Annotated in this window: 16 protein-coding genes; 8 read left to right on the top strand and 8 right to left on the bottom strand. The window is 74.3% G+C overall.

Annotated elements, in window-relative coordinates; all coding sequences use genetic code 11:
* Position 1 precedes the first annotated feature (1 nt).
* The 6 genes from MUU72_RS27525 to MUU72_RS27500 form a co-directional block, all read right to left on the bottom strand.
* On the bottom strand, positions 2-907 hold the full coding sequence (locus tag MUU72_RS27525) for a carbohydrate ABC transporter permease (RefSeq protein WP_248016111.1): 906 nt from the start codon (positions 905-907) through the stop codon (positions 2-4).
* A 35-nt stretch (positions 908-942) separates the two neighbouring features.
* Positions 943-1,899, bottom strand: a complete 957-nt coding sequence (locus MUU72_RS27520) for a carbohydrate ABC transporter permease (protein ID WP_248016110.1) — start codon at positions 1,897-1,899, stop codon at positions 943-945.
* An 11-nt stretch (positions 1,900-1,910) separates the two neighbouring features.
* The gene (locus MUU72_RS27515; RefSeq protein WP_248016109.1) at positions 1,911-3,326 is read right to left on the bottom strand and encodes an ABC transporter substrate-binding protein; all 1,416 of its coding nucleotides are present in this window, start codon (positions 3,324-3,326) and stop codon (positions 1,911-1,913) included.
* Between the two features lie 302 nt (positions 3,327-3,628).
* Positions 3,629-4,765: an ROK family protein gene (locus MUU72_RS27510; protein ID WP_248016108.1), complete on the bottom strand. Its 1,137-nt coding sequence runs from the start codon at positions 4,763-4,765 to the stop codon at positions 3,629-3,631.
* A 418-nt stretch (positions 4,766-5,183) separates the two neighbouring features.
* Positions 5,184-5,522 (bottom strand): hypothetical protein, encoded by a 339-nt coding sequence (locus MUU72_RS27505; protein ID WP_248016107.1) that lies wholly within the window; start codon positions 5,520-5,522, stop codon positions 5,184-5,186.
* Between the two features lie 137 nt (positions 5,523-5,659).
* Positions 5,660-6,742: a mechanosensitive ion channel family protein gene (locus MUU72_RS27500; RefSeq protein WP_248016106.1), complete on the bottom strand. Its 1,083-nt coding sequence runs from the start codon at positions 6,740-6,742 to the stop codon at positions 5,660-5,662.
* A gap of 291 nt (positions 6,743-7,033) precedes the next feature.
* Here MUU72_RS27500 and MUU72_RS27495 point away from each other — a divergent pair, with 291 nt between their 5' ends.
* Positions 7,034-7,570, top strand: a complete 537-nt coding sequence (locus MUU72_RS27495; protein WP_018088296.1) for an HNH endonuclease — start codon at positions 7,034-7,036, stop codon at positions 7,568-7,570.
* Here MUU72_RS27495 and MUU72_RS27490 read toward each other — a convergent pair.
* Positions 7,473-10,640 carry a beta-N-acetylglucosaminidase domain-containing protein gene (locus tag MUU72_RS27490; RefSeq protein ID WP_248016105.1) on the bottom strand — a complete coding sequence of 1,056 codons (3,168 nt, stop codon included), beginning with the start codon at positions 10,638-10,640 and terminating at the stop codon, positions 7,473-7,475. The genes MUU72_RS27495 and MUU72_RS27490 overlap by 98 nt on opposite strands.
* A 567-nt stretch (positions 10,641-11,207) precedes the next feature.
* Here MUU72_RS27490 and MUU72_RS27485 point away from each other — a divergent pair.
* The 7 genes from MUU72_RS27485 to alc all read left to right on the top strand — a co-directional run bounded on the left by MUU72_RS27485 (position 11,208) and on the right by alc (position 18,544).
* The gene (locus MUU72_RS27485) at positions 11,208-11,468 is read left to right on the top strand and encodes a hypothetical protein (RefSeq protein WP_248016104.1); all 261 of its coding nucleotides are present in this window, start codon (positions 11,208-11,210) and stop codon (positions 11,466-11,468) included.
* Positions 11,469-11,474: 6 nt separating this feature from the next.
* On the top strand, positions 11,475-13,640 hold the full coding sequence (gene malQ, locus MUU72_RS27480) for a 4-alpha-glucanotransferase (protein WP_248016103.1): 2,166 nt from the start codon (positions 11,475-11,477) through the stop codon (positions 13,638-13,640).
* 121 nt (positions 13,641-13,761) lie between these two features.
* Positions 13,762-14,010, top strand: coding sequence for a hypothetical protein (locus MUU72_RS27475; protein ID WP_248016102.1), 249 nt, complete (start codon positions 13,762-13,764; stop codon positions 14,008-14,010).
* 248 nt (positions 14,011-14,258) lie between these two features.
* Positions 14,259-15,233, top strand: coding sequence for an acyl-ACP desaturase (locus MUU72_RS27470; protein WP_248016101.1), 975 nt, complete (start codon positions 14,259-14,261; stop codon positions 15,231-15,233).
* Positions 15,234-15,352: 119 nt separating this feature from the next.
* Complete coding sequence (locus MUU72_RS27465; protein ID WP_248016100.1) at positions 15,353-16,291, top strand: DMT family transporter; 939 nt, start codon at positions 15,353-15,355, stop codon at positions 16,289-16,291.
* 35 nt (positions 16,292-16,326) lie between these two features.
* Positions 16,327-17,301 (top strand): LysR family transcriptional regulator, encoded by a 975-nt coding sequence (locus MUU72_RS27460; RefSeq protein WP_248016099.1) that lies wholly within the window; start codon positions 16,327-16,329, stop codon positions 17,299-17,301.
* Between the two features lie 97 nt (positions 17,302-17,398).
* A complete protein-coding gene (alc, locus tag MUU72_RS27455; protein ID WP_248016098.1) occupies positions 17,399-18,544 on the top strand; it encodes an allantoicase in 1,146 nt (381 codons plus the stop codon).
* A gap of 219 nt (positions 18,545-18,763) precedes the next feature.
* On the opposite strand, the gene pepN is transcribed toward alc, so the two are convergent.
* A complete protein-coding gene (gene pepN, locus MUU72_RS27450; protein ID WP_248016097.1) occupies positions 18,764-21,349 on the bottom strand; it encodes an aminopeptidase N in 2,586 nt (861 codons plus the stop codon).
* Positions 21,350-21,470 lie beyond the last annotated feature (121 nt).

Below are 21,470 nucleotides of genomic sequence, written 5' to 3'. Positions count from 1 at the left end.
TTCAGCCCTTCACTCCGGTGAGTGTGACGCCTTCGACGAAGGCTTTCTGCGCGAAGAAGAAGACGAGGATGACGGGGGCCATGACCAGCACCGTCGCGGCCATGGTGAGGTTCCAGTTGACGCTGTGCGCGCTCTTGAAGGACTCCAGGCCGTAGGAGAGCGTCCAGGCGGCAGGGTTCTGCGCGGCGTAGATCTGCGGGCCGAAGTAGTCGTTCCAGCAGAAGAAGAACTGGAAGAGGGCGATCGCGGCGATGCCGGGGCGGGCCATCGGGACGATGATCCGCAGCAGGGTGCGGAGTTCGCCGCAGCCGTCCACCTTCGCCGATTCGACGTACTCCGGCGGGATCGTCAGCAGGAACTGCCGCAGCAGGAAGATCGAATAGGCGTCGCCGAACGCCATCGGGACGATCAGCGGCCACAGCGAGCCGGTGAGGTGCAGCTGCTGCGCCCACACCAGGTACATGGGGATGACGACGACCTGCGGCGGCAGCATCATCGTCGCGATGACCAGCATCATCGCGGTGCGGCGGCCGCGGAAGCGGAAGCGGGCCAGCGCGTAGGCGACGGGGACCGCCGAGCAGACCGTGAAGAGGGTGCCCACGCCCGCGTAGAGCAGGGAGTTCCGCCACCAGTCGAGGAAGCCGGGGGTGGTGAACACGGTGGCGTAGTTGGACCAGTGCCAGGCGTGCGGCCACAGGTCGCCGCTCATCGCCTGGTCGTCGGTCATCACCGAGGTCAGGAAGAGGAAGACGAACGGGAGCAGGAAGAACAGCGCGGCGGCGACCGCGACCGCGTGCACCGCGACCCAGTGCAGCAGCCGGGTGCGGCGGCCGCGGGCGGCGGGGGCGCCGGTGGTGCCGGGCGTACGGGCCCGGGCCGGGCGCCGGGGGAGCGTGGTGGCGGTCACATCGCCTCCGTCCGTGGTGGGGCCGTGGTCATGGCTCAGTCCTCCGCCGGGAGCAGTCCGGCGCGGTTGCGCATCAGCAGGGTGGTGACGCCCATCGCCAGGACGAACAGCACCAGCGAAAGCGCGCACGCCGCGCCGGTGTTGAAGTTCTGGAAGCCCAGCGAGTAGATGAGCTGCGGCACGGTCAGGGTGGAGTGGTCCGGGTAGCCGGGCTGGATGACGGAGCCGGGGCCGATGGAGACGCCGGAGGCGAGCTTTCCGGCGACCAGCGCCTGGGTGTAGTACTGCATGGTCTGCACCACGCCGGTGACCACCGCGAACAGCACGATCGGGGTGATCGACGGCCAGGTGACGTAGCGGAACTTCGCCCAGGCGCCGGCGCCGTCCAGTTCCGCGGCCTCGTACTGCTCCTTGGGGACGTCCAGCAGCGCCGCCATGAAGATCACCATCAGGTCGCCGATGCCCCACAGGGAGAGCAGGACCAGCGACGGTTTGGCCCAGGCCGGGTCGTTGAACCACTCCGGGGCCGGGAGGCCGAGCGAGCCGAGGATGCCGTTGACGGGGCCGGTGGCCGGGTTGAGCAGGAAGACGAACGCGACGGTGGCGGCCACCGGGGGCGCCAGGTACGGCAGGTAGAACGCGGTGCGGAAGAAGCCGGCCCCCGTTCTGACCTTCGTGACGAGCAGGCCGATGCCGAGCCCGAAGACCACCCGCAGCGCCACCATCACCACGACCAGCCAGAGGGTGTTCCACAGCGCCGGTCCGAACAGCGGCATCTGGGTCAGGACGTAGGTCCAGTTCCGCAGGCCGACGAAGGTGGGCCGTTCGATCTGGTTGTAGTGCAGGAAGGAGAAATAGCCGGTGGCGATCAGCGGATAGCCGAAGAAGACGGAGAAACCGACCAGCCAGGGGGAGAGGAATCCCAGGATGCGCAGGCGTTCCCGGCGGTGTTTGCGGCGCAGCGCCGGGGCGGGGGAGGTGGTGGCTGCCATGGCGGGCTCCGTCAGTTCTCGGACTGGAGGTTGTCGGCGTCGATCCTTGCGTCGAGCCGGCGCAGTCCGGCGTCGAGATCGGGGACCTTTCCGGCCTCCACGGCATAGGAGAAGTCCTGGAGTGCGGTGATGTACATGGCGCCGTTGTTGGACGGCGGCAGGGCGGTGGAGTGCGGATTGCGGGCGATGTCGAGGAATGTGCGGAAGCGCGGATCGGCGTCGAGCGCGGGGGAGTTGAGCGCGGCGTTCGTGGACGGGATGTTGTGGATGGCGTTGGCGAATGCCACGACCTGTTCGGTGTCGGTGGTCAGGAATTTCACCAGTTCCCAGGCCGCGTTCTGGTGTCTGCTGCTGTGGGCGATACCGGCGACGGTGCCGGTGAGGTATCCCCGGCCGTAGGTGTCCGCGCGGTCGTCGGGCACCGGCACCGGCGCCACGTCCCAGTCGAACGGCGCCTTGGCCTCGCTGAGCAGCAGGCCGCGCCATTCGCCGTCCATGTGCATGGCCAGCTTCTGCGTCAGGAAGGCGTTCTGCGACGACATCTCGTCGCCGAAAGTGGTGCGGAACTTCTCCGTCTGCCGGTATCCGCCCTGGGCGTCGATGAGCGCCCGCTGGGTGGTGAAGAAATCCCGGGTCGCCGGGTCGTCGGCCAGCCGGGCCTTTCCGTGCCGGTCGAAATAGGCCGGTCCCCACTGGGCGAAGAGCCGGTCCGGACTGTTCTGGTAGAGCCGGAAGTTGGGCATGAAGCCGAGTTGCCGGTAGGACCCGTCGGCGGTGCGCCGGGTGAGCTTCACCGCGTCCCGTTTCAGTTCGGACATGGTGTGCGGCGGGCGGCGGATACCGGCTTTCCGGAACGCGTCCTTGTTGTAGTACAGCCCGTAGGCGTCGGCGAGCAGCGGCAGGGCGCACTGCCGGCCGCGGTACTGCGTGTAGTCGAGCAGGGTTTTCGGGAAGACTTTCTCCTTCACCACCCCGGTTTTCTTCATGAACGGGTCGAGGTCCGCCCACATTCCGGACGAGCAGTACTGCCCGACGTTGTTGGTGGTGAACGACGACACGACGTCGGGTGCGTCGTCGCCGCCGGCCCGCAGGGCCTGGTTCATGGTGTCGTCGGAGACATTGCCGACCGCTTTCACCGTGATGTTCGGGTGGCTCTTCCGGAAGCGCGCGAGGCTGTCGTCGAGGGCCTTGACCTCGCCGGGCGTGGACCAGCCGTGCCAGAAGGTGAGGGTGACGGGCCGGGTGGGGTCGTCGCGGTCGCTGCCGACGCCGGGGTTCGCGCAGCCGGCGGCCAGCAGTCCGGCCGCGGCGAGTACCGCCGCCGCCCGCGGACGGCCGCCGGCCCGGCCCCGCCTGCGGTGCCGGGTGTGCGGGTCCCGCGCACGGTGCGGGGTACGGGCCCGGGTCCCGGGGAGCGACAGCTGCATGCGGACCTCCTCGCCTGGCGGCGGAGGGCACCTGCGGGGTACGAGGCGCCTGAGGGGCTTGTGGCATCTGTGGGGCGGGTGGCATCTGTGGTGCAGGCGGCGCTTGCGGGGGCGTAGAGCACCGATGGGGTGTCAAGGCTCCTGCGGGGGACCGGAGTCGTGCGGGGGACCGGAGTCCCGCGGGGCACCGGAGCCCTGCGGGGTATCCGGAGCCCTGCGGGGCACGAGGTGTCCGCAGGTCTCCGGAGACCCGCGGGGCGCCAGGTGCCCGAGGGCGGGTGAGTGACCCGCAGCGGCGCGGTTCACGCGGTGTCGAAGACCGCGTCGCGGGTCTGGGCGAGCGCCATCCGCAGCGCCCCGGTGAGGATGGGATTGCCGTCGATATCGCTGATCCGCAGTTCCGGCCGGGGCAGCGCGAGCCCGGTGAACCCGTCCTCCACCAGGGCCCGCAGCGCCTCCCCGCCGGCCTGCGCCACCTCCCCGGAGAGCACCACCAGCCGGGGGTCGACCACCGCGACCACCGCGGCGAGCCCGGTCGCCAGCCGCCGCGCCACCTCGGCCCGGACGTCGTCGCGGGCCAGCGCCCCGGCGACGGTACGGACCTTCGGGGCGCCGTACGCGTGGGCCAGCTCGATGACGCTGGGCGCGCCGACCAGCCGCTGGAACCCGCCGCCGGCGTCCGGCCGGGCGGCGCTGCGGTCGCCGTCCCGGGCCAGCGGGGCGCCGGGCAGCGGCATGTAGCCGATCTCGCCCGCGCCCCCGGTGGCGCCGCGCAGCAGCCGGCCGTCCAGGACGATCGCCGCGCCCACCCCCTCGTCCGCCCAGACCAGGACGAAGTCGTCGAAGTCCTGGGCGGCGCCGTCGTGTTGCTCGGCCACCGCGGCCAGGTTGACGTCGTTCTCGATGTCCAGCGGGATCCCCAGGACCTCGGCCAGCTCCTCCTTCAGCCCCCGCGACTGCCAGCCGGGCAGGTGGGGCGCGTAGCGCAGCAGACCGGTCTGCGGGTCCAGTGCGCCGGGCGTGCCGATCACCGCGCGGTGCAGCCGGCCGCGGTCCAGCCCGGCCTCGGCCAGCGCCCCGTCCACAGCGGCGGTGACCAGCCGGGCGGTCAGGTCGGGCGCGTCCGCGGGGACCGTGTCGGCGCCGACCCGCTCCTCGCCGAGCACCCGGCCGGTGATGTCGGCGACGGCCGCCGTGATGCCCCCCTGGTCCACGGCGAGCGCGGCGACGTACCCGGCCGCCGGGTTGATCTCGTAGAGCTGGGCGCTGGGGCCGGGCCGGCCGGTGACGCTGCCGGTGGTCCGGACGAGCCCGGCCGCGGCCAGCCGCGCCAGCAGCTGGGACGCGGTCGGCTTGGACAGCCCGGTCAGCTCCCCGATCTGGGTCCGCGTCAACGGGCCCTGGGACACCAGCAGGTCCAGCGCGGCCCGGTCGTTCATGGCTCGCAGCACCCGCGGTGTGCCCGGCGTTCCCTGTCCTGCTGCGGCCATGCCTGCTGCCCACCCCGCGATCCGTCCGGAAACCGCCCGGAAGAGGTCTGTTAGGAAACTTTCCAATTACTGCCAAGGAAGGTAGGCCGCGGCCGGGCCAACCGTCAATGGGCGGGAGGGGTTCGGGTGCGCGGACGGCCGGGGTGCGGCGTGGCGTTGGCGGCCGGTGGGGTCGAGGGTGCGCCGCGGAGGCGGGCGCGCGCAGGAAAGAGGGGCGCCCCGGCCCCCGCCGGTGCGCCCCTCTCGTCCCCCCCGTGCCCCCCTCGGGTGCGGCTCCGCGTGCCCCCTCGGGGCCGTCCCGCCCCCGTCACCGGCGGTGGCCGCCGCTCCCCCCGTCAGCAGCGGCGGCCGCCGTCTTCCGGGTGGGTCAGCCCTCTTCCCAGTTGACGCTGCCGACGCCGGTGCCGCCGTCGCAGGTGGCCTCGGAGTGGTCGCGGGCGCCCGGGTTGAGGGTGCGCCACGGGCCGACCTGGTCGGGCCACCAGCCGCAGACCACGGTCACCCGGAAGGCGATGGTGCGGTTGGTGTTGTTGGTGCAGTCGGCGGTGCCGCGGCGGCCGTCGGTGGTGGTGGTGCAGGAGAGGTCGTTCTTGATCTGGGGGCGGGCCGCCGCGGTGGCGGGGGCGGCGGCGGTCAGGGCCGCCGCGCTGCCGAGCATCAGGACCGAAGCGACGGCCCCCGTGGCCACGCGATTGCGGATCTTCATGGCGAAGTCTCCTTCTCCGTCGTTGGTGTCGGTCGGTGCCGACACCTCCCACACGAAGCGCGTGACGGGTACGTATGACAGAGGGGTGTGTGATCTGCATCACACACCCCTCCGTGGGTGGTCGCCGCGGCGGGCCGCTACTTGCCCAGCTGCGGCGGCGGGATCGGGGTCGTGGCCTCGGACTGCGGGGAGGCCGGGTTGCCGAGCGCCGAGGGGGCGGCCATCGTGGCCGCCGGGTCGATCGGCGCCGCCTCCTCCTCGCCGGGGGCCGGGCGCGGCGCGAGCGGTATGCCGGCCGCGTCCAGGGCGTGCTTGATGCGCCAGCGCAGCTCGCGCTCGACGCCGGCGGCCCTGCCCGGCATGGTCTTGGCCGAGACGCCGATGGTGACGGTGTCCACCGAGACCTCGCTCAGGCCCAGCACCTCCACCGGCTCCCACAGCAGCTCGTTCCACGGCTCGGCCTTGGACATCGCCTCGCCCGCCTCGGTGATCACCGCACGGGCCCGCGCCAGGTCCTGGTCCGCGGCGACCAGTACGTCCACGGAGGCGGTGGACCAGCCCTGGCTGAGGTTGCCGATCCGCTTCACCTCGCCGTTGCGGATGTACCAGATCGCCCCGTTGGCGCCGCGCAGCTTGGTGACCCGCAGGCCGACCTCGATGACCGTGCCGGTGGCCACGCCCGCGTCGATCTCGTCGCCGACGCCGTACTGGTCCTCCAGGATCATGAAGACGCCGGAGAGGAAGTCGGTGACGAGGTTCCGGGCGCCGAAACCGATCGCGACACCGGCCACACCCGCGCTGGCCAGCAGCGGCGCCAGGTTGATCTGGAGGACCGAGAGCACGGTCAGCGCCGCCGTCCCCATGATCACGAACGAGGCGACGCTGCGCAGCACCGAACCGATCGCCTCGGAGCGCTGCCGCCGCCGCTCGGCGTTGACCAGCAGACCGCCCAGCGCGGTGTTCTGGGCCGCGGCCGCGGTGCGGTTCATCCGCTCGATGAGCTTGGTGATGGTGCGGCGTATGACGTGCCGCAGGACCACCGCGATCACGATGATCAGGATGATCTGTAGGCCGGACGTGAGCCACGTCCCCCAGTTCGCCTGGATCCAGTCGGCGGCGTTGGTGGCCTTCTGGGTTGCCTCGTCGAGGGAGGTAGGACCGGTTGAGCCGGACGCGGCGGTGCGCAGCGGCACGGCGGCCGGCGGGGCGGACCAGTACACAGCGGAACCTTCCGTGAGGGACAGCAGGCCCGGGCCGTTCGCGGGACCCCGACGGGCCGGGCAGACGTACCACACTAACGGGGCAACGGGGGCGGACCGCCCCTGTGTTCGATCATGGACGGTCCGGGACGGCCGGAAAGAGCCGGTTCCGGAGCGGTATGGGCGGCTGTGGTGGAAAACACCTCCGGCCCGTTACCTGGTCATGGTGGCGCTCTGACCAGGCACCGGGGGACACTGTGGGGAGATCGTCCCGGCGCGAGCCACGCGCCGCCGGCGTACAAGGAGGCACCCGTGCCGCATGTCCTGGTCCTCAACGCGTCGTACGAGCCGCTCGGCGTCGTACCGCTCCGCCGCGCGCTCATCCTCGTCCTCAATGAGAAGGCCGTCAGCCTTGAGGAATCCGGCGCCCTGATGCACAGCGCGACCCGTGTCATACCGGCTCCGAGCGTGGTCCGCTTGAAGCGGTTTGTGAGAGTGCCCTTTCGGGGCCCCGTCCCGCTGACCCGCCGGGCGCTGTTCGCCCGGGACGGCGGGCGCTGCATGTACTGCGGTGGTGTCGCAACCAGCGTCGACCACGTCATCCCCCGCAGCCGCGGCGGCCAGCACACCTGGGAGAACGTCGTCGCCGCCTGCCGCCGCTGCAATCACGTCAAGGCCGACCGCCATGTCGCCGAGATCGGCTGGCGGCTGCGCCACCAGCCCGCCCCGCCGTCCGGACTGGCCTGGCGGATCATCGGCACGGGGCATAGGGACCCGCGCTGGCTGCCCTACTTGCAGCCGTACGGCGCGGACGACGCGTTGGCCCGGATCGATGCCGTATCGGCATAGTTCCGGGCTTTTGCGTAGGTGGCCTCCCGGGGCCGCGGGGCGTGCTCCCACGGCCCGCGGCCGCACGCCGGTGCGGTGAGGGGGCGCCGGCCGCCCGGCCGGCGCCCCCCCACGGCTCTTCCGTCACCGCGTACGCCTCCACCCCCCACAGCGAGTAGCCGAAGTCCGTCGCGCGGCGGTCGCCCTGGATGCGGACGTAGCGGGTGTCCGGGGCGTCCGTCCGGACCGCTTCCCGGCCGCCCCTGCCGTCGCGGACGGTGGCGGCGGTGCGCCAGGTCCGGCCGTCCGACGAGACCTGCACGCGGTAGGCGGCGGCGTAGGCGTCCTGCCAGTGGAGGACGACCAGGCCGAGCCGGGTCGGGCGGGGCAGCGTGAACCGCAGCCAGGCGTGGTCGTCGGCGGGCGAGGACCAGCGGGTGGATCCGTCGCCGTCGGTGGCCGCCGAGGCGGGGAAGTCCCCGGTCTCGTCGCCGGAGGAGACGGCCTCGGCGCCGCGCGCCAGGTCGGGCCCGCCGGTGGGCGGGAAGACCCGCACGGCCAGCTCCCGCCGCTGCCCGGCGAAGGCGACGGCGATCCGGTACGTCCCGGAACGGGCGTCCTCGGGGACCTCCACGGTCAGCGGGACGACGGCGGTGCCGCCGCGCGGCACGGCCAGCTCGCCCGGCGCCCGCACGGTGAAGCCCTCGGGCGCGGTGATCTCCAGCCGGTCGCGGACCGGGCCGGGGCGGAGGGCGGAGATCCGCGCCTGCACGGCGGTCCGGCCGCCGGTCCGGGCGTCGGCCTCGGTGCGGGACAGCTCCAGACCGGCCCGCGGGGTGTCGCCGAACCACGGCGTCAGCGCCCGCACGGACGGCGCCCGGCCGCCGGCGTCCCAGGCCACCCGCACCGCGTCGGCGCGCAGCCCGCCGGTGCCGGCCTCCGTCCAGCCGGTCGCCGACAGTGCGGTCAGGCGCTGCCAGCCGGCGCCGGGCACATGGGCCTCCAGGGACGCCGCGCCGGCGTCCGGGCCCGGTTCGGTGAGCGCGGTGACCGCGGTCAGCGGCCGCACCCGGGGGAACGGCACGGTCAGCGAGGCCCGGCCGTCGCCGGGGGAGGGGGCCGGGGCACCGCCGCGGGCGCCGGTCCACGCGTCGGCCTCGGTCATCGCCCGGTCCAGGAACGGCGCCAGCACGCCCTTGCCCACCGTCGCCGGGCTCCGCTTCGCCTCCGCCCGCAGCCGCAGCACCTCGCGCTGCGCCGCCCAGGCCGCGTCGCCGTCGTCCCGGGCCTGCGCCAGCAGGGTGTCCACCGCCCGCTGCCCGGCGGTGCCGTAACGGGCCAACTGCTCGGCCCACGGCCCCACTTCCGCCCGCAGGTCGGAGGGCAGGCCCCGCGGCGCGGCACTCATGGTGCAGAACGCCGCGCGCAGCGCCGCGGCGGCCCGGGCGAAGCCGGGGTCGTCCCCGGGCCGGCCCCGGTCGACGGCGGCCGCGCGGGCCGCCCAGAAGCGGTCGATCAGCGGCTGGAGGTAGCCGGACTCCTCCTGGCCGAGCACGGACGAGGCGGTGTTCCCGGCCAGCGTGCGGAGCGCCGTGCGGGCGGTGGGGTCGCCGCCGGCCAGGTCGTCGAGGGCCGCCTCCCAGGACTGCGCGGGGTGGTAGTCGCGCGGATTCCAGGCGTAGTCGGCGGCGGTGAACAGCGGGATCCGGGACGCCAGCGGCTGCTCCATGGCGTTGGCGAGCACCGCCGCCGAGCCGGTGGCGACGGCCGGTTCGCGGCCGGTGGCGGGGCCGAGGAAGATCCGGTCCTGGGCGTAGTCGTTGACCGGGTAGTTGTCCATGGTGACCAGCGGGTGGCCGAACGCCTCGCGGGCGGCGGACAGTTCGCCGCCGGTGATGGTCCGCGGCACCACCCCGACGCCCGTCCAGGCCACCTCGACCCGGTCGTCCAGCGCCGCCGCCAGCGCCGTCCGGTAGGCGGTCGCGCCGTCCTGGTAGAACTCGGTCGGCATCAGGGTCAGCGGGGCGGCGCCCGGGTGCCGTTCGGCGAGGTGCCGGGCCAGCGCGTTGGCGACGCCGGCCTGCGCCTTCGCGGCGGCCTGCGGACCCGACCCGAACGTCTCCTCGTCGGCGGCGCAGTGCCACTCGCTGTAGCTGACGTCCTGGAACTGGAGCTGGAAGGCGCGCATCCCCAGCGCCCACATCGCGTCCACCTTGCGGCGCAGCGCCCGCAGGTCGTCCTGGGAGGACAGGCACATCGTCTGGCCGGGGGCGACCGCCCAGGCCGGTGTGACGTGGTTGGCGCGGGCCCGCTCGGCCAGCGCCCGGAACTCCGCCCGCCGCGCGGCCGGATAGGGGTCGCGCCACCGCGCCTGCCGGTAGGGGTCGTCGCCCGGGGCGTAGAGGTACTGGTTCTGCTTGGTGCGGCCCATGAAGTCCAGCTGGGCCAGGCGCTGCGCCGGGGACCAGGGCTGCCCGTAGAAGCCCTCGGCGGTGCCGCGGACGGCGGTCGCGGGCCAGTCCCGGACGGCCACCGACGCCAGCTGCCGGGTGCCGTCCGGGCCGCCGGCCACCAGCTGGCGCAGGGTCTGCGCGGCGTGGAAGAGGCCGTCCGGGCCGGTGCCGTCCAGGGCGACGGTGTCCCGGCCGGAGACCTGCCCGACCGCGAGGCGGTAGCCGCCGGACGGCAGGTCGCCGCGGGGCGGCACCCGCAGCGCCCGCAGCGCCTCGTCCGCGGGCGCGCCGCCGGCCAGCAGCACCGGCCCGTCCGCGGGCAGCCGGCCGCCGGGCGCGGTCTGCCGGACGGTGCGCACCCCGGCGTCCCGCAGCAGCCCGCGCAGCACGTCCAGGGCGTACGGGTCGGCGTCCGGGGGCGCCACCAGGAGCGCCGCCGGGCCGAGCCGGACCGGCGGGCCGAGCTGCCGCAGCGACTGGGGGCGCGGCCAGACGGCGGGCGGGGGGCCGGCGTCCGCGGGGCGGCCGGGGCCGTCGGGGGTGCCGGCGGCGGGTGCGGCCGGTGCCCCCGAGGCGGCCGGCGCGCCGCCGAGCAGTCCGCCGATCACCGCCGCGGCCAGCGCGGTGGTCCCGGCCACCCGCGCCCGGCCGCCGCTCCTGCGCCCTCCGGCCCTGCCGCCCCATCCGCCCCGGACTCGCACGGTCGCTCCTCGTCCCGTCACTCCTGCTCACCGGCGTCCGCCGGCTCCCCTCGTGCCCCGCCGTCCGGCCGCCGCCCCGGCTGCGCGGGTCCGCGTCCGCCCGGTGGACGGGAGCCGCGGTGCGGGTGGGCCGGCCGGGGCGCGGCGGTGCGGAACCGGGGGGTCGCCGTCCGCCGCCGCCCGTTCACGCGTCGGCTTCGGCGGTGAGCCCACCATTGCGCCGGTGAGGGTGTCAACCGGGCCCGGGCGGCACCGCGGAGCACGGGGCGGCTCGTCCGTTTCGTCCCCCTGATGGCCGGGACATGACAGGACACGGGCCCGCAGGAATTGCGTCCCGGCGCCCCTCGTTCGTCAGTTCTGTGCGCCGCACGGCGCTCCTGGCCGCGAAATCGCCTGGCGGCGCTTTAATGTGACGTGAGACACGTTTGCTGGATGGATACGTCTGCGGCCGTGTCGACTGGGTAGGGCAGACGTGTCCCACTACCGATGAACGGGAGGCCCCTCGTGGCCGCATCCGCTCAACTCCTCCTCGACGCCCTGGCGGCCAAACCGGGCGGTGAGCCCCGGCTGTTCGACGGCATCTCCGGCCCGGACTCCGTGCTGGACGGCTCCGGCTCCTTCTGCTTCACCGAGCCGCCGCTGACCAGCGAGCCGCCGCTCGCCGACAGCGCCCCGCTCACCAGCGAGGTCCCCATCACCGCCGAGCTGCCGCTGACCAGCGAACCCACCGCCGCCGGGTTCGGCACGGAGTCGATGGAGGTCTGAGCAGCCATGGGCCGCGCCCGGCTCGCCCGGCTCCACGGCATCGCCACGTCCTACGAACCCGCGCCCGGCCGCACCGTCCACGTCTCCGCGGACACCGTCGTCGCCGTGCTCGCCGCCCTGGGGGTCGACGCCTCCACCCCCGAGGCCGTCCGCGCCGCCCTGGCCGCCCACGAGGAGACCGCCGGCCGCGCCCTGCTGCCGCCCACCGTCACCGCCCGCGCCGGCCACCCGCCCCGGCTGCCGGACCTCCCCGAGGGCACGGTCCTCGGCGTCCGCACCGAGGACGGCGCGCTCCTCGGCGCGGAAGTACGGGACGGCGCCGCATGCGGCGGTCCCCACGAGCCGGCCCCGCTCGGCGCCCTGCCCCTCGGCGCGCACGAGCTCACCGCCGACGCCCCCGACGGCCGCACCGCCCGCGCCCGCCTGCTGGTCGCCCCCGCCGCCGTGCCCGCCCCGCCCGGCCGCAGCCACGGCTTCCTCGTCCAGCTCTACTCGCTGCTCTCCGGGCAGTCCTGGGGCATGGGCGACCTGGGCGACCTCGCCGACCTCGCCGCCTGGTCCGGACGCGCCCTGGGTACCGGCTTCCTCCAGCTCAACCCGCTGCACGCGGCCGTCCCCGGTCCCCCCACCGACCCCTCGCCCTACCGCCCCTCCTCCCGCCGCTTCCCCGACCCGGTGCACCTGCGGATCGCCGAGATCCCCGAGTACGCCCAGCTCACCGGCGCCGCCCGGGCCCGCGCCGACGACCTCGCCGCGCGCGCCCGGGAGCTGCGCGAGGGCGTCCTGGAGCGCGGCGCGCTGATCGACCGGGACGCCGTGTGGGCCCTCAAGCGCGAGGCGCTGGAACTCCTCTGCCCGGTCCCGCTCAGCCCCGGCCGCCGCGCCGCCTACTGTGACTTCCTGGCCGAACAGGGCCGCGCGCTGGACGACCACGCCACCTGGTGCGCCCTCGCCGAGGTCCACGGCCCCGACTGGCGCACCTGGCCCGCCGGCCTGCGCGACCCCCGCTCCGCGGAGACCGCCCGGGCCCGCCACCGGCTGCTGGACCGCGTCGACTTCCACTGCCGGCTCGCCTGGTACACCGACCAGCAGCTCGCCGCCGCCCAGCGGGCCGCCCGCGAGGCCGGTATGGCCCTCGGCCTGGTCCACGACCTCGCCGTCGGCGTCCACCCCTCCGGCGCCGACACCTGGGCCCAGCAGGACACCTACGCCACCGGGATGTCGGTCGGCGCGCCCCCGGACGCCTTCAACCCGCACGGCCAGGACTGGGGCCTGCCGCCCTGGCGCCCTCACGCCCTGGCCGCGACCGGCTACGCCCCCTACCGCGCGCTGCTGCGGGGCCTGCTCCGGCACGCCGGCGCGCTCCGCGTCGACCACGTCATGGGCCTGTTCCGGCTCTGGTGGGTGCCCGAGGGCCGCCCGCCCACCGAGGGCGCCTACGTCCGCTACGACGGCGAGGCGATGCTCTCGGCGCTCGCCCTGGAGGCGCACCGGGCCGGCGCCGCGGTGATCGGCGAGGACCTCGGCACCGTCGAGCCCGGCGTCCGCGAGGCCCTCGCCGAACGCGGTGTCCTGGGCACCTCCGTGCTGTGGTTCGAACGAGACTATGCGGGCGCTGCGGCCGCCGCGGAGGCCGCGGACGACGGCGGCACCGGCGCCGAACCGCGCATCCTCGCCCCCGGTGAGTGGCGGGCCGGCTGCCTGGCCACCGTCACCACCCACGACCTGCCGCCCACCGCCGCCCGGCTCACCGGCGAGGACGTCGCCCTGCGCGCCCGGCTCGGCCTGCTGGCCGGCTCCCCGGAACGGGAGCGCCGCCGGGCCGCCGGCGAACTGCGCGTGTGGCGGGCGGAGTTGGTCCGGCAGGGCCTGCTCGCGGCGGGGGCCGGCGACGAGGAGGCGGTGGTCCGGGCCGTGCACCGCTTCCTGCTGCGCACCCCGGCCCGGATGATCGGGGTCTGGCTCCCGGACGCGGTGGGCGACCGCCGCCCGCAGAACGTCCCCGGCACCTGGCAGGAGTACCCGAACTGGCGGCTGCCGATCGCCGGCCCCGACGGCCGCCCCACCACCCTCGAAGAGCTCGCCGCCTCGCCCCGGCTGCACGCCCTGATGCGCGAGTTCTCCCCGGAGGTCCCCGAGGGCGCCGGGGAGCCGGTGGCGGCCCGGCCCTGACCGCGGCGCACCGCGCGGACGGGTCCGGTGCCGGGTCCGCCGCGGGGCCCGCGGCCTGCCGCGATGCCGGTAGCCCCACCCCGGGCGCGCGGGGCCCGGCACCGTCCGCTACGTTGAACGGGTGAGCAACAAGGTCAAGAACACCGCCCTGCGCGCCGGAACGATCACCGCCGGCACCGCGCTGATGCTGCTGATGTCGTCCCCCGCGTTCGCGCTCACCCGCGACGACGGTGACGACCCGGGTCCGGGCCTGAACGTGGCGCAGACGCTCGGCCTCTACGTCGCGACGCCTATCGTGCTCTTCCTGATCATCGCCGGGCTGGTCGTGCTGACCGACAAGTCCCGCAAGCAGGCCAAGTCCGAGGGCTGACGCAGCTCCAGGGCTGACGTGCAGTCCCGCGCGGGTCCGCCCCCGCGCCACCGGACGCCTCCGACAGGGGCGCCCGCCGGTTCCTTCCCGGACCGGTGGGCGCCCCTTTTCGCGTTTCCGCACGTTCCGGGCGGGGCGGGCCGATCCGGGGACGGTGTTTAACCGGGCCGTACCTACGATGCCGTAACCTACGGGGCCGTAAGTGCAACCTACGGATCCGTAGGTCCCTCGTCCCCAGGAGTTCCCCCGTGACCATCGCCCCCGACCGCCTCGACGGAGCGCGCGGCCAGGCCGCCTGGAGCGACACCCGGCTGCTGTACGCCCTTGAGGAGGTCGTCGAGAAGGAGCTGAACCGCCACCTGGTGGCCGCCAAGGAGTGGATGCCGCACGAGTACGTGCCCTGGAGCGACGGGCGGAACTTCGACGGTGTGATGGAGGGCGAGCCCTGGGCGCCGGAGCAGTCCAAGGTCACCGACATCGGCCGCACCGCCCTGGTGGTCAACCTCCTCACCGAGGACAACCTCCCCAGCTACCACCACGAGATCGCCACCCTCTTCGGCCGGGACGGCGCCTGGGGCACCTGGGTGCACCGCTGGACGGCCGAGGAGGGCCGGCACGGCATCGTGATGCGCGACTACCTCCTCACCAGCCGCGCGGTGGACCCGGTCGAGCTGGAGCGGTTCCGGATGGCCCACATGTCCGCCGGCTTCGAGTCCGACAACGCCCACAGCATGCTGCACTCGGTCGCGTACGTCGCCTTCCAGGAGCTGGCCACCCGGATCTCGCACCGCAACACCGGCCGGCACTCCGGCGACCCGGTGTGCGACCGGATGCTGGCCCGGATAGCCACCGACGAGAACCTCCACATGGTCTTCTACCGCAACCTCCTGGGCGCCGCCTTCGAGCTGGCCCCGGACCGCACGATGTGCGCGGTGCGGGACGTGGTCACCGGCTTCCGGATGCCGGGTCACGGCATGCCCGGCTTCGAGCGGGCCGCGGCCCGGATGGCGCTGGGCGGGATCTACAACCTCCGCATCCACCACGACGAGGTGCTCCAGCCGGTGCTGCGCTTCCTGAAGGTGCTGGAGCGCGGCGGGCTGGGCCCCGAGGGGCTCGCCGCACAGGAGGAGCTGGGGGTGTACCTGGACGGCCTGGACGGGCAGGCGCGCCGCTTCGACGAGCGGCAGGCCGCGATCCTGGCCCGGCGGGCGGCCCGCCGCTGACGGGCCCGCGGCGATTCCTTTCAGTTTCCCTGAAAGGAATCGTCCGAAGTATTCGATGGACCTGATGGGTGGCTGACTGCCACGGTGGATCCGTATCCACCATCGAGGGAGAGGAAACCGTGGCAGTCCTGGAGCGGGCCCGTGTCCACCGCATACCGTCCACCCAGGCCGTCGGCCTGGGGCTGGCCCTGACGGCGACCGTCGTCTGGTCCGGCAACTTCGTCATCGCCCGCGCCCTGCACGCGACCGTGCCGCCGGTCCAGACCGCCTTCTGGCGCTGGATCATCGCGCTGCTGGCGGTCGCCCCGTTCGCCCTGGGGCCGGTCCGCCGGGAGTGGCCGGTGATCCGCCGGCACCTCGGATTCCTCACGCTGGCCGCCCTGTTGGGCGTCACCCTCTTCAACACCCTGATCTACACGGCCGGCCGGTCCACCTCGGCCACCAACATGGCGATGATCGCGGCCGCTTCGCCCATGATGATCGCGCTGTTCGACCTCGCGGGCGGCCGGCGCGGCGGACGCGAACCGCTCGGTGCCCGTCGCACCGCGGGCATGGTCCTGGCGCTGCTGGGCGTGGTCACCCTGGTCGGCAAGGGCTCGCCCACCGCCGTACTGCACCTGGACTTCGCCACCGGCGACCTGTGGATGGTGGCCGCCACCGCCACCTTCGCCGGCTACAGCGCGCTGCTGCGCCGCCGCCCCGAGGGCATCGGCGGCCTGGCGTTCCTGTTCATGACCTTCGCCCTGGGAGCGGCGATGCTGCTGCCCGCCTACGGGGTCAGCCTGGCCGTCGAGGGCGGCTTCCCGCTCACCGCCGGGACGGCCGGCCCGCTGCTCTACATCGGCGTGTGCTCCTCCGCGATCGCCTTCTTCACCTGGAACAAGGCCATCGCGCTGGTCGGCGCGGCCCGCGCCGGGGCGGTCTACTACCTCCAGCCGGTGTGCGTGGCGCTGCTCTCGCTGGCCCTGCTGGGCGAGGGCGTCGGCGCGGTCCAGGTGCTGTGCATGGCGCTGATCGTCGCCGGGGTCGCCCTGGGGGCGGCGGGCCGCCCGCGGTGACCGGACCGGCCGCACCGGGTGCGTACGCTGCCCGCATGGCCGACTGGGACATCAAGAAGCTGCGGATCCTGCGCACCCTCCAGGAACTGGGCACGGTCACCGCGACCGCCGAGGCGCTGCACATGACGCCCTCGGCGGTCTCGCAGCAGCTGACCGGGCTCGCCAGGTCCCTGGGGGTCACGCTGCTGGAGGCGCACGGCCGGCGGGTCCGGCTGACCGGCGCCGCCCAGCTGGTGCTGCGGCACGCCGAGGCGGTCTTCGCGCAGCTGGAACGGGCCGACGCCGACCTGCTGGGCTACCTCCAGGGCGAGGCCGGCCAGGTGCGGGTCGGGGCCTTCTCCACCGCCATCCCGGCGCTCGTGGTGCCCGCCGTGCAGGAGCTGCGCCGCACCCACCCGGGCCTGGCGGTGGCCGTCCGGGAGGCCGAGGCGGAGGCCGCGTACGAGCTGCTGGCCGAGGGCAGCGTCGATCTGGCGCTGTCGCTGGCCGCGCACGCGCCGACCGCGCGCGACCCCAAGTTCAGCCGGGTCTCGCTGCTCGCCGACCCGCTGGACGTGGCGCTGCCGGCCGGCCACCCGCTGGCCGCCGAGCCGGGGCTGCGGCTGGCCGACCTGGCCGGCGAGCCGTGGATCTTCGGCAGCAGCGGTCCCTGGTCGCAGATCACCACCACCGCCTGCGAGAACGCCGGCTTCGTCCCGGAGCAGGCGCACGCGGCCGCCGACTGGAGCGCGATCTGGGCGATGGTGGCGGCCGGGATGGGGGTGGCGCTGGTGCCCCGGATGGCGACCGCGGGCGGCCTGCGGGCGCCCGGCCACGGCAGCGGGGTCGCGCTGCGGGTGCTCCACGCCGACCAGCCGCGCCGCCACGTGATCGCCGCCGCCCGGCGCGGCTCCGAAGGGGCGCCGGGCCTGGCCCGGGTGCTGGCCGCGCTGCGCCAGGCCGCCGCGGCCCAGGCGGCCGGCGGCCGGACCGGCGGCGACGGCGGACCGGCAACCTTTCAGTCCGGCTGAAGATATTCTCCACAAACTTTCGATGGACCTGTGTGGTCCCCCGCTGCGACCGTGGAGCGGTCACCGGCACCGCCCGCCCAGCGCAGAAGGGAACCGCATGTCCGCCACCCCGGCCGCCGATTCCACCGATCCGCACGCCAACGACGCCAACCCCTACGGAGGCGGCGACCCCTACGCCGACTACCGCGGCGGGGACTTCGCCTTCACCTCGCTCGTGGACCTCGCCGACCGCCGCTTCGGCGCCGGCGTGATCGCCGCCAACGACGAGTTCTTCGCCGAGCGGGAGAATCTGCTGAAGCCGGAGCCGGCGGTCTTCGACCCCGAGCACTTCGGCCACAAGGGCAAGATCATGGACGGCTGGGAGACCCGGCGCCGGCGCGGTGCCGACGGCGACCACCCCTTCCCGACCGAGGACGAGCACGACTGGGCGCTGATCCGCCTCGCCGCCCCCGGCGTGATCCGCGGCGTCATCGTCGACACCGCCCACTTCCGCGGCAACTACCCCCAGCAGGTCACCGTCGAGGCCACCGCGCTGCCCGGCAGCCCCAGCCCCGAGGACCTGCTCGCCGACGACGTGAAGTGGGAGGAGATCGTCCCGCGCACCCCCGTCCGCGGCCACGCCGCCAACGGCTTCGAGGTCACCGCCGAGCGCCGCTTCACCCACCTCCGCCTCAAGCAGCACCCCGACGGCGGCATAGCCCGCCTCCGGGTCTACGGCGAGGTGGTACCGGACCCGGAGTGGCTGGACGTGCTGGGCACCCTCGACCTGGCCTCGGTCATGCACGGCGGCACCGTCGAGGACGCCTCCGACCGCTTCTACTCCTCGCCCACCCAGATCATCCAGCCCGACCTGTCCCGCAAGATGGACGACGGCTGGGAGAACCGCCGCCGCCGGGTCCGCGGCACCAACGACTGGGTGCGGTTCAAGCTCGCCGCGCAGGGCGAGATCCGTGCGGTGGAGATCGACACCGCCTACCTCAAGGGCAACTCGGCCGGCTGGGCCCGGCTGTCGGGCTGCGACGGCACCCCGGACGACGAGGGCTCGTGGTTCGAGATCCTGCCCAAGACCCGGCTCCAGCCCGACACCCCGCACCGCTTCGTGCTGCCCCGCCGGGTCACCGCCACCCACGTCCGCCTCGACGTCTACCCCGACGGCGGTCTGGCCCGCATGCGGGTCCACGGCGACCTCACCGAGGCCGGCCGGGCCGAACTGGTCCGCCGCTTCGACGAACTGAGCGGCTGAGCACCGCCCGCCGGGCCCCGTAGGAGGGGGACGGGGCCCGGCGGCCATCCCCCCGCACCGCGCGGCGGGGACACCGGCCCGCCCGGCGGACGGCCACGCACCTGACGCCCGTCCGCCGGGCGCTTCCACCCCAGCGGGAACGGGCGTGCCCCGGGACCTCCACAGGTCCCGGGGCACCCCATTGGTCCGGGGCCACGCCCGCTGCCGTACCGCGTCCGGTCAGGCCCCGGCGGCCTCGTCCGCCGCCTGCGCGCGCAGCGCCCGCTCGACGCCCGCCCGGGACTCCGTCACCAGGCGGCGCAGCGCCGGGCTCGGCGCGGCCGAGGCCAGCCAGGCGTCGGTGGCGTCCAGGGTCTCCCGGGAGATCTGGAGGGCCGGGTAGAGGCCGATCACGATCTGCTGCGCCATCTCGTGGCTGCGGGACTCCCAGACGTCCTTGACCACCTCGAAGTACTTCGCCGCGTACGGCGCCAGCAGCTCCCGCTGGTCGGGCTGGACGAAGCCGGCGATGACCGCCTCCTGCACCGCGTTGGGCAGGGTGTCGGACTCCACGACCGAGGCCCAGGCCGCGGCCTTGGCCTCCGGGGTGGGCCGCGCGGCGCGGGCGGTCGCCGCGTGCCGCTCGCCCGCCGAGGTCCGGTCCCGCTCCAGCTCCGCGGCGATCTCCGCCTCACCGGCCCGGCCGGTGGCCGCCAGCCGCTCCAGCAGCGACCAGCGCAGCTCGGTGTCCACCACCAGGCCCGGGATCTCCGCGGTGCCGTCCAGCAGCCCCTGGAGCAGGTCCAGGTGCGCGTCGGTGCGGGCCGCGGCGGCCAGCGCGCGGGCCCAGGCCAGCTGGTGGTCGCTGCCCGGCGCGGCCGCCCGCAGGTGGTCCAGCGCCGCGTCGGTCCAGGTGGCCAGGGCCGCCGCGCGCCGCCCGGGCGCCGCGTAGAGGTCCAGGGCCAGCTTCACCTGGCGGTGCAGGGACTGCACCACGCCGATGTCGCTCTCCTTGCCGATGCCGGAGAGCACCAGCGAGAGGTAGTCCCGGGTGGGGAGTTCGGCGTCCCGGGTCATGTCCCAGGAGGACGCCCACGACAGGGCGCGCGGCAGCGACTCGGCGAAGTCGCCGAGGTGCTCGGTGACGACCTTCAGCGACTGCTCGTCCAGCCGCACCTTGGCGTAGGACAGGTCGCCGTCGTTGAGCAGGATGACGTCCGGGCGGCGGAAGCCGGCCGGGAAGGGCACCTCGGTGCGCTCGCCGTCCACGTCCAGCTCGACGCCGCCGGTGCGGACGAGCTTGCCGTCCACCAGGTCGTAGTAGCCGATGCCGATCCGGTGCGGGCGCAGCACCGGCTCGCCGGTCGCGCCGGTCGGCAGCGCCGGGGCCCCCTGGAGGACCGCGAAGGACGTGACGGTGCCGTCGCCGGCGACCGTGATCTCCGGCCGCAGGATGTTGATCCCGGCGGTCTCCAGCCACTTCTTCGACCAGGTCGCCAGGTCCCGGCCGCTGGTCTTCTCCAGCGCCCCGAGCAGGTCGGCCAGGCGGGTGTTGCCGAACGCGTGCGCCTTGAAGTACGCCTGCACGCCCTGGAAGAACTCGTCCATCCCGACGTAGGCGACCAGCTGCTTGAGGACGCTGGCGCCCTTGGCGTAGGTGATCCCGTCGAAGTTGACCAGGACGTCGTCCAGGTCGCGGATCTCGGCCATGATCGGGTGGGTGGAGGGCAGCTGGTCCTGCCGGTAGGCCCAGGTCTTCATGGAGTTTGCGAACGTGGTCCACGAGTGCGGCCACTTGCTGCCCGGCGCGTACGCCTGGCAGGCGATGGAGGTGTAGGTGGCGAACGACTCGTTCAGCCACAGGTCGTTCCACCACTCCATGGTGACCAGGTCGCCGAACCACATGTGGGCCAGCTCGTGCAGGATCGTCTCGGCACGCACCTCGTACGCCGCGTCGGTCACCTTCGACCGGAAGACGTACTGGTCGCGGATGGTGACCGCGCCGGCGTTCTCCATCGCGCCGGCGTTGAACTCCGGCACGAAGAGCTGGTCGTACTTGGCGAACGGGTAGGGGTAGTCGAACTTCTCCTGGAACCAGTCGAAGCCCTGCCGGGTCACCGCGAAGATCTCGTCGGCGTCCAGGTGCTCGGCCAGCGACGGCCGGCAGTAGATCCCCAGCGGCACCGACCGGCCGTCGGCGCCCTCCCACGTGCTGTGCACGCTGTGGTACGGGCCGGCGATCAGGGCGGTGATGTAGGTGGAGATCCGCGGTGTCGGCGCGAACCGCCAGACGTTGTCCGCCGGTTCGGGCGTCGGCGAGTTCGAGATCACCGTCCAGCCCTCGGGGGCCGTCACCGTGAAGGCGAAGGTGGCCTTGAGGTCCGGCTGCTCGAAGCTGGCGAACACCCGCCGGGCGTCCGGCACCTCGAACTGCGTGTAGAGGTACGCCTGCTGGTCCACCGGGTCGACGAACCGGTGCAGCCCCTCACCGCTGTTGGTGTACGCGCAGTCCGCCACCACCCGCAGCTCGTTGCGGCCGGCGCGCAGCCCCGGCAGCGCGATCCGCGAGTCCTGGAAGACCGCCGCCGCGTCCAGCGCGGTGCCGTTGAGCACCACCTCGTGCACGGCCGGCGCCACCAGGTCGATGAACGAGGAGGCGCCGTCCCCGCCCTCCTCGCCGGCGACGTCGAACCGCACCGTCGTCACCGACCGGAACGTGCCCCCCTCCTGCGCCCCGCTCAGGTCCAGCTCGATCTCGTACGCGTCCACAGTCAGCAGCCGCGCCCGCTCCCGCGCCTCTTCCCGGGTCAGATTCGTACCAGGCACGCGTCCCTCTCCTTACCGATCGTCATCGCATCGTCCGGCCATCCTTCCACGGCACCGCCCCGGCCAGGACGACGTCCGCTTCCCGCCAGCGGGGCGGCCCCGGAACGCGGAGGCTGGCCGC

Source organism: Streptomyces rhizoryzae (assembly GCF_023155275.1).
In the GTDB taxonomy this organism is placed as follows: domain Bacteria; phylum Actinomycetota; class Actinomycetes; order Streptomycetales; family Streptomycetaceae; genus Streptomyces; species Streptomyces rhizoryzae.
This window is presented reverse-complemented; position numbering and strand designations above follow the sequence as displayed.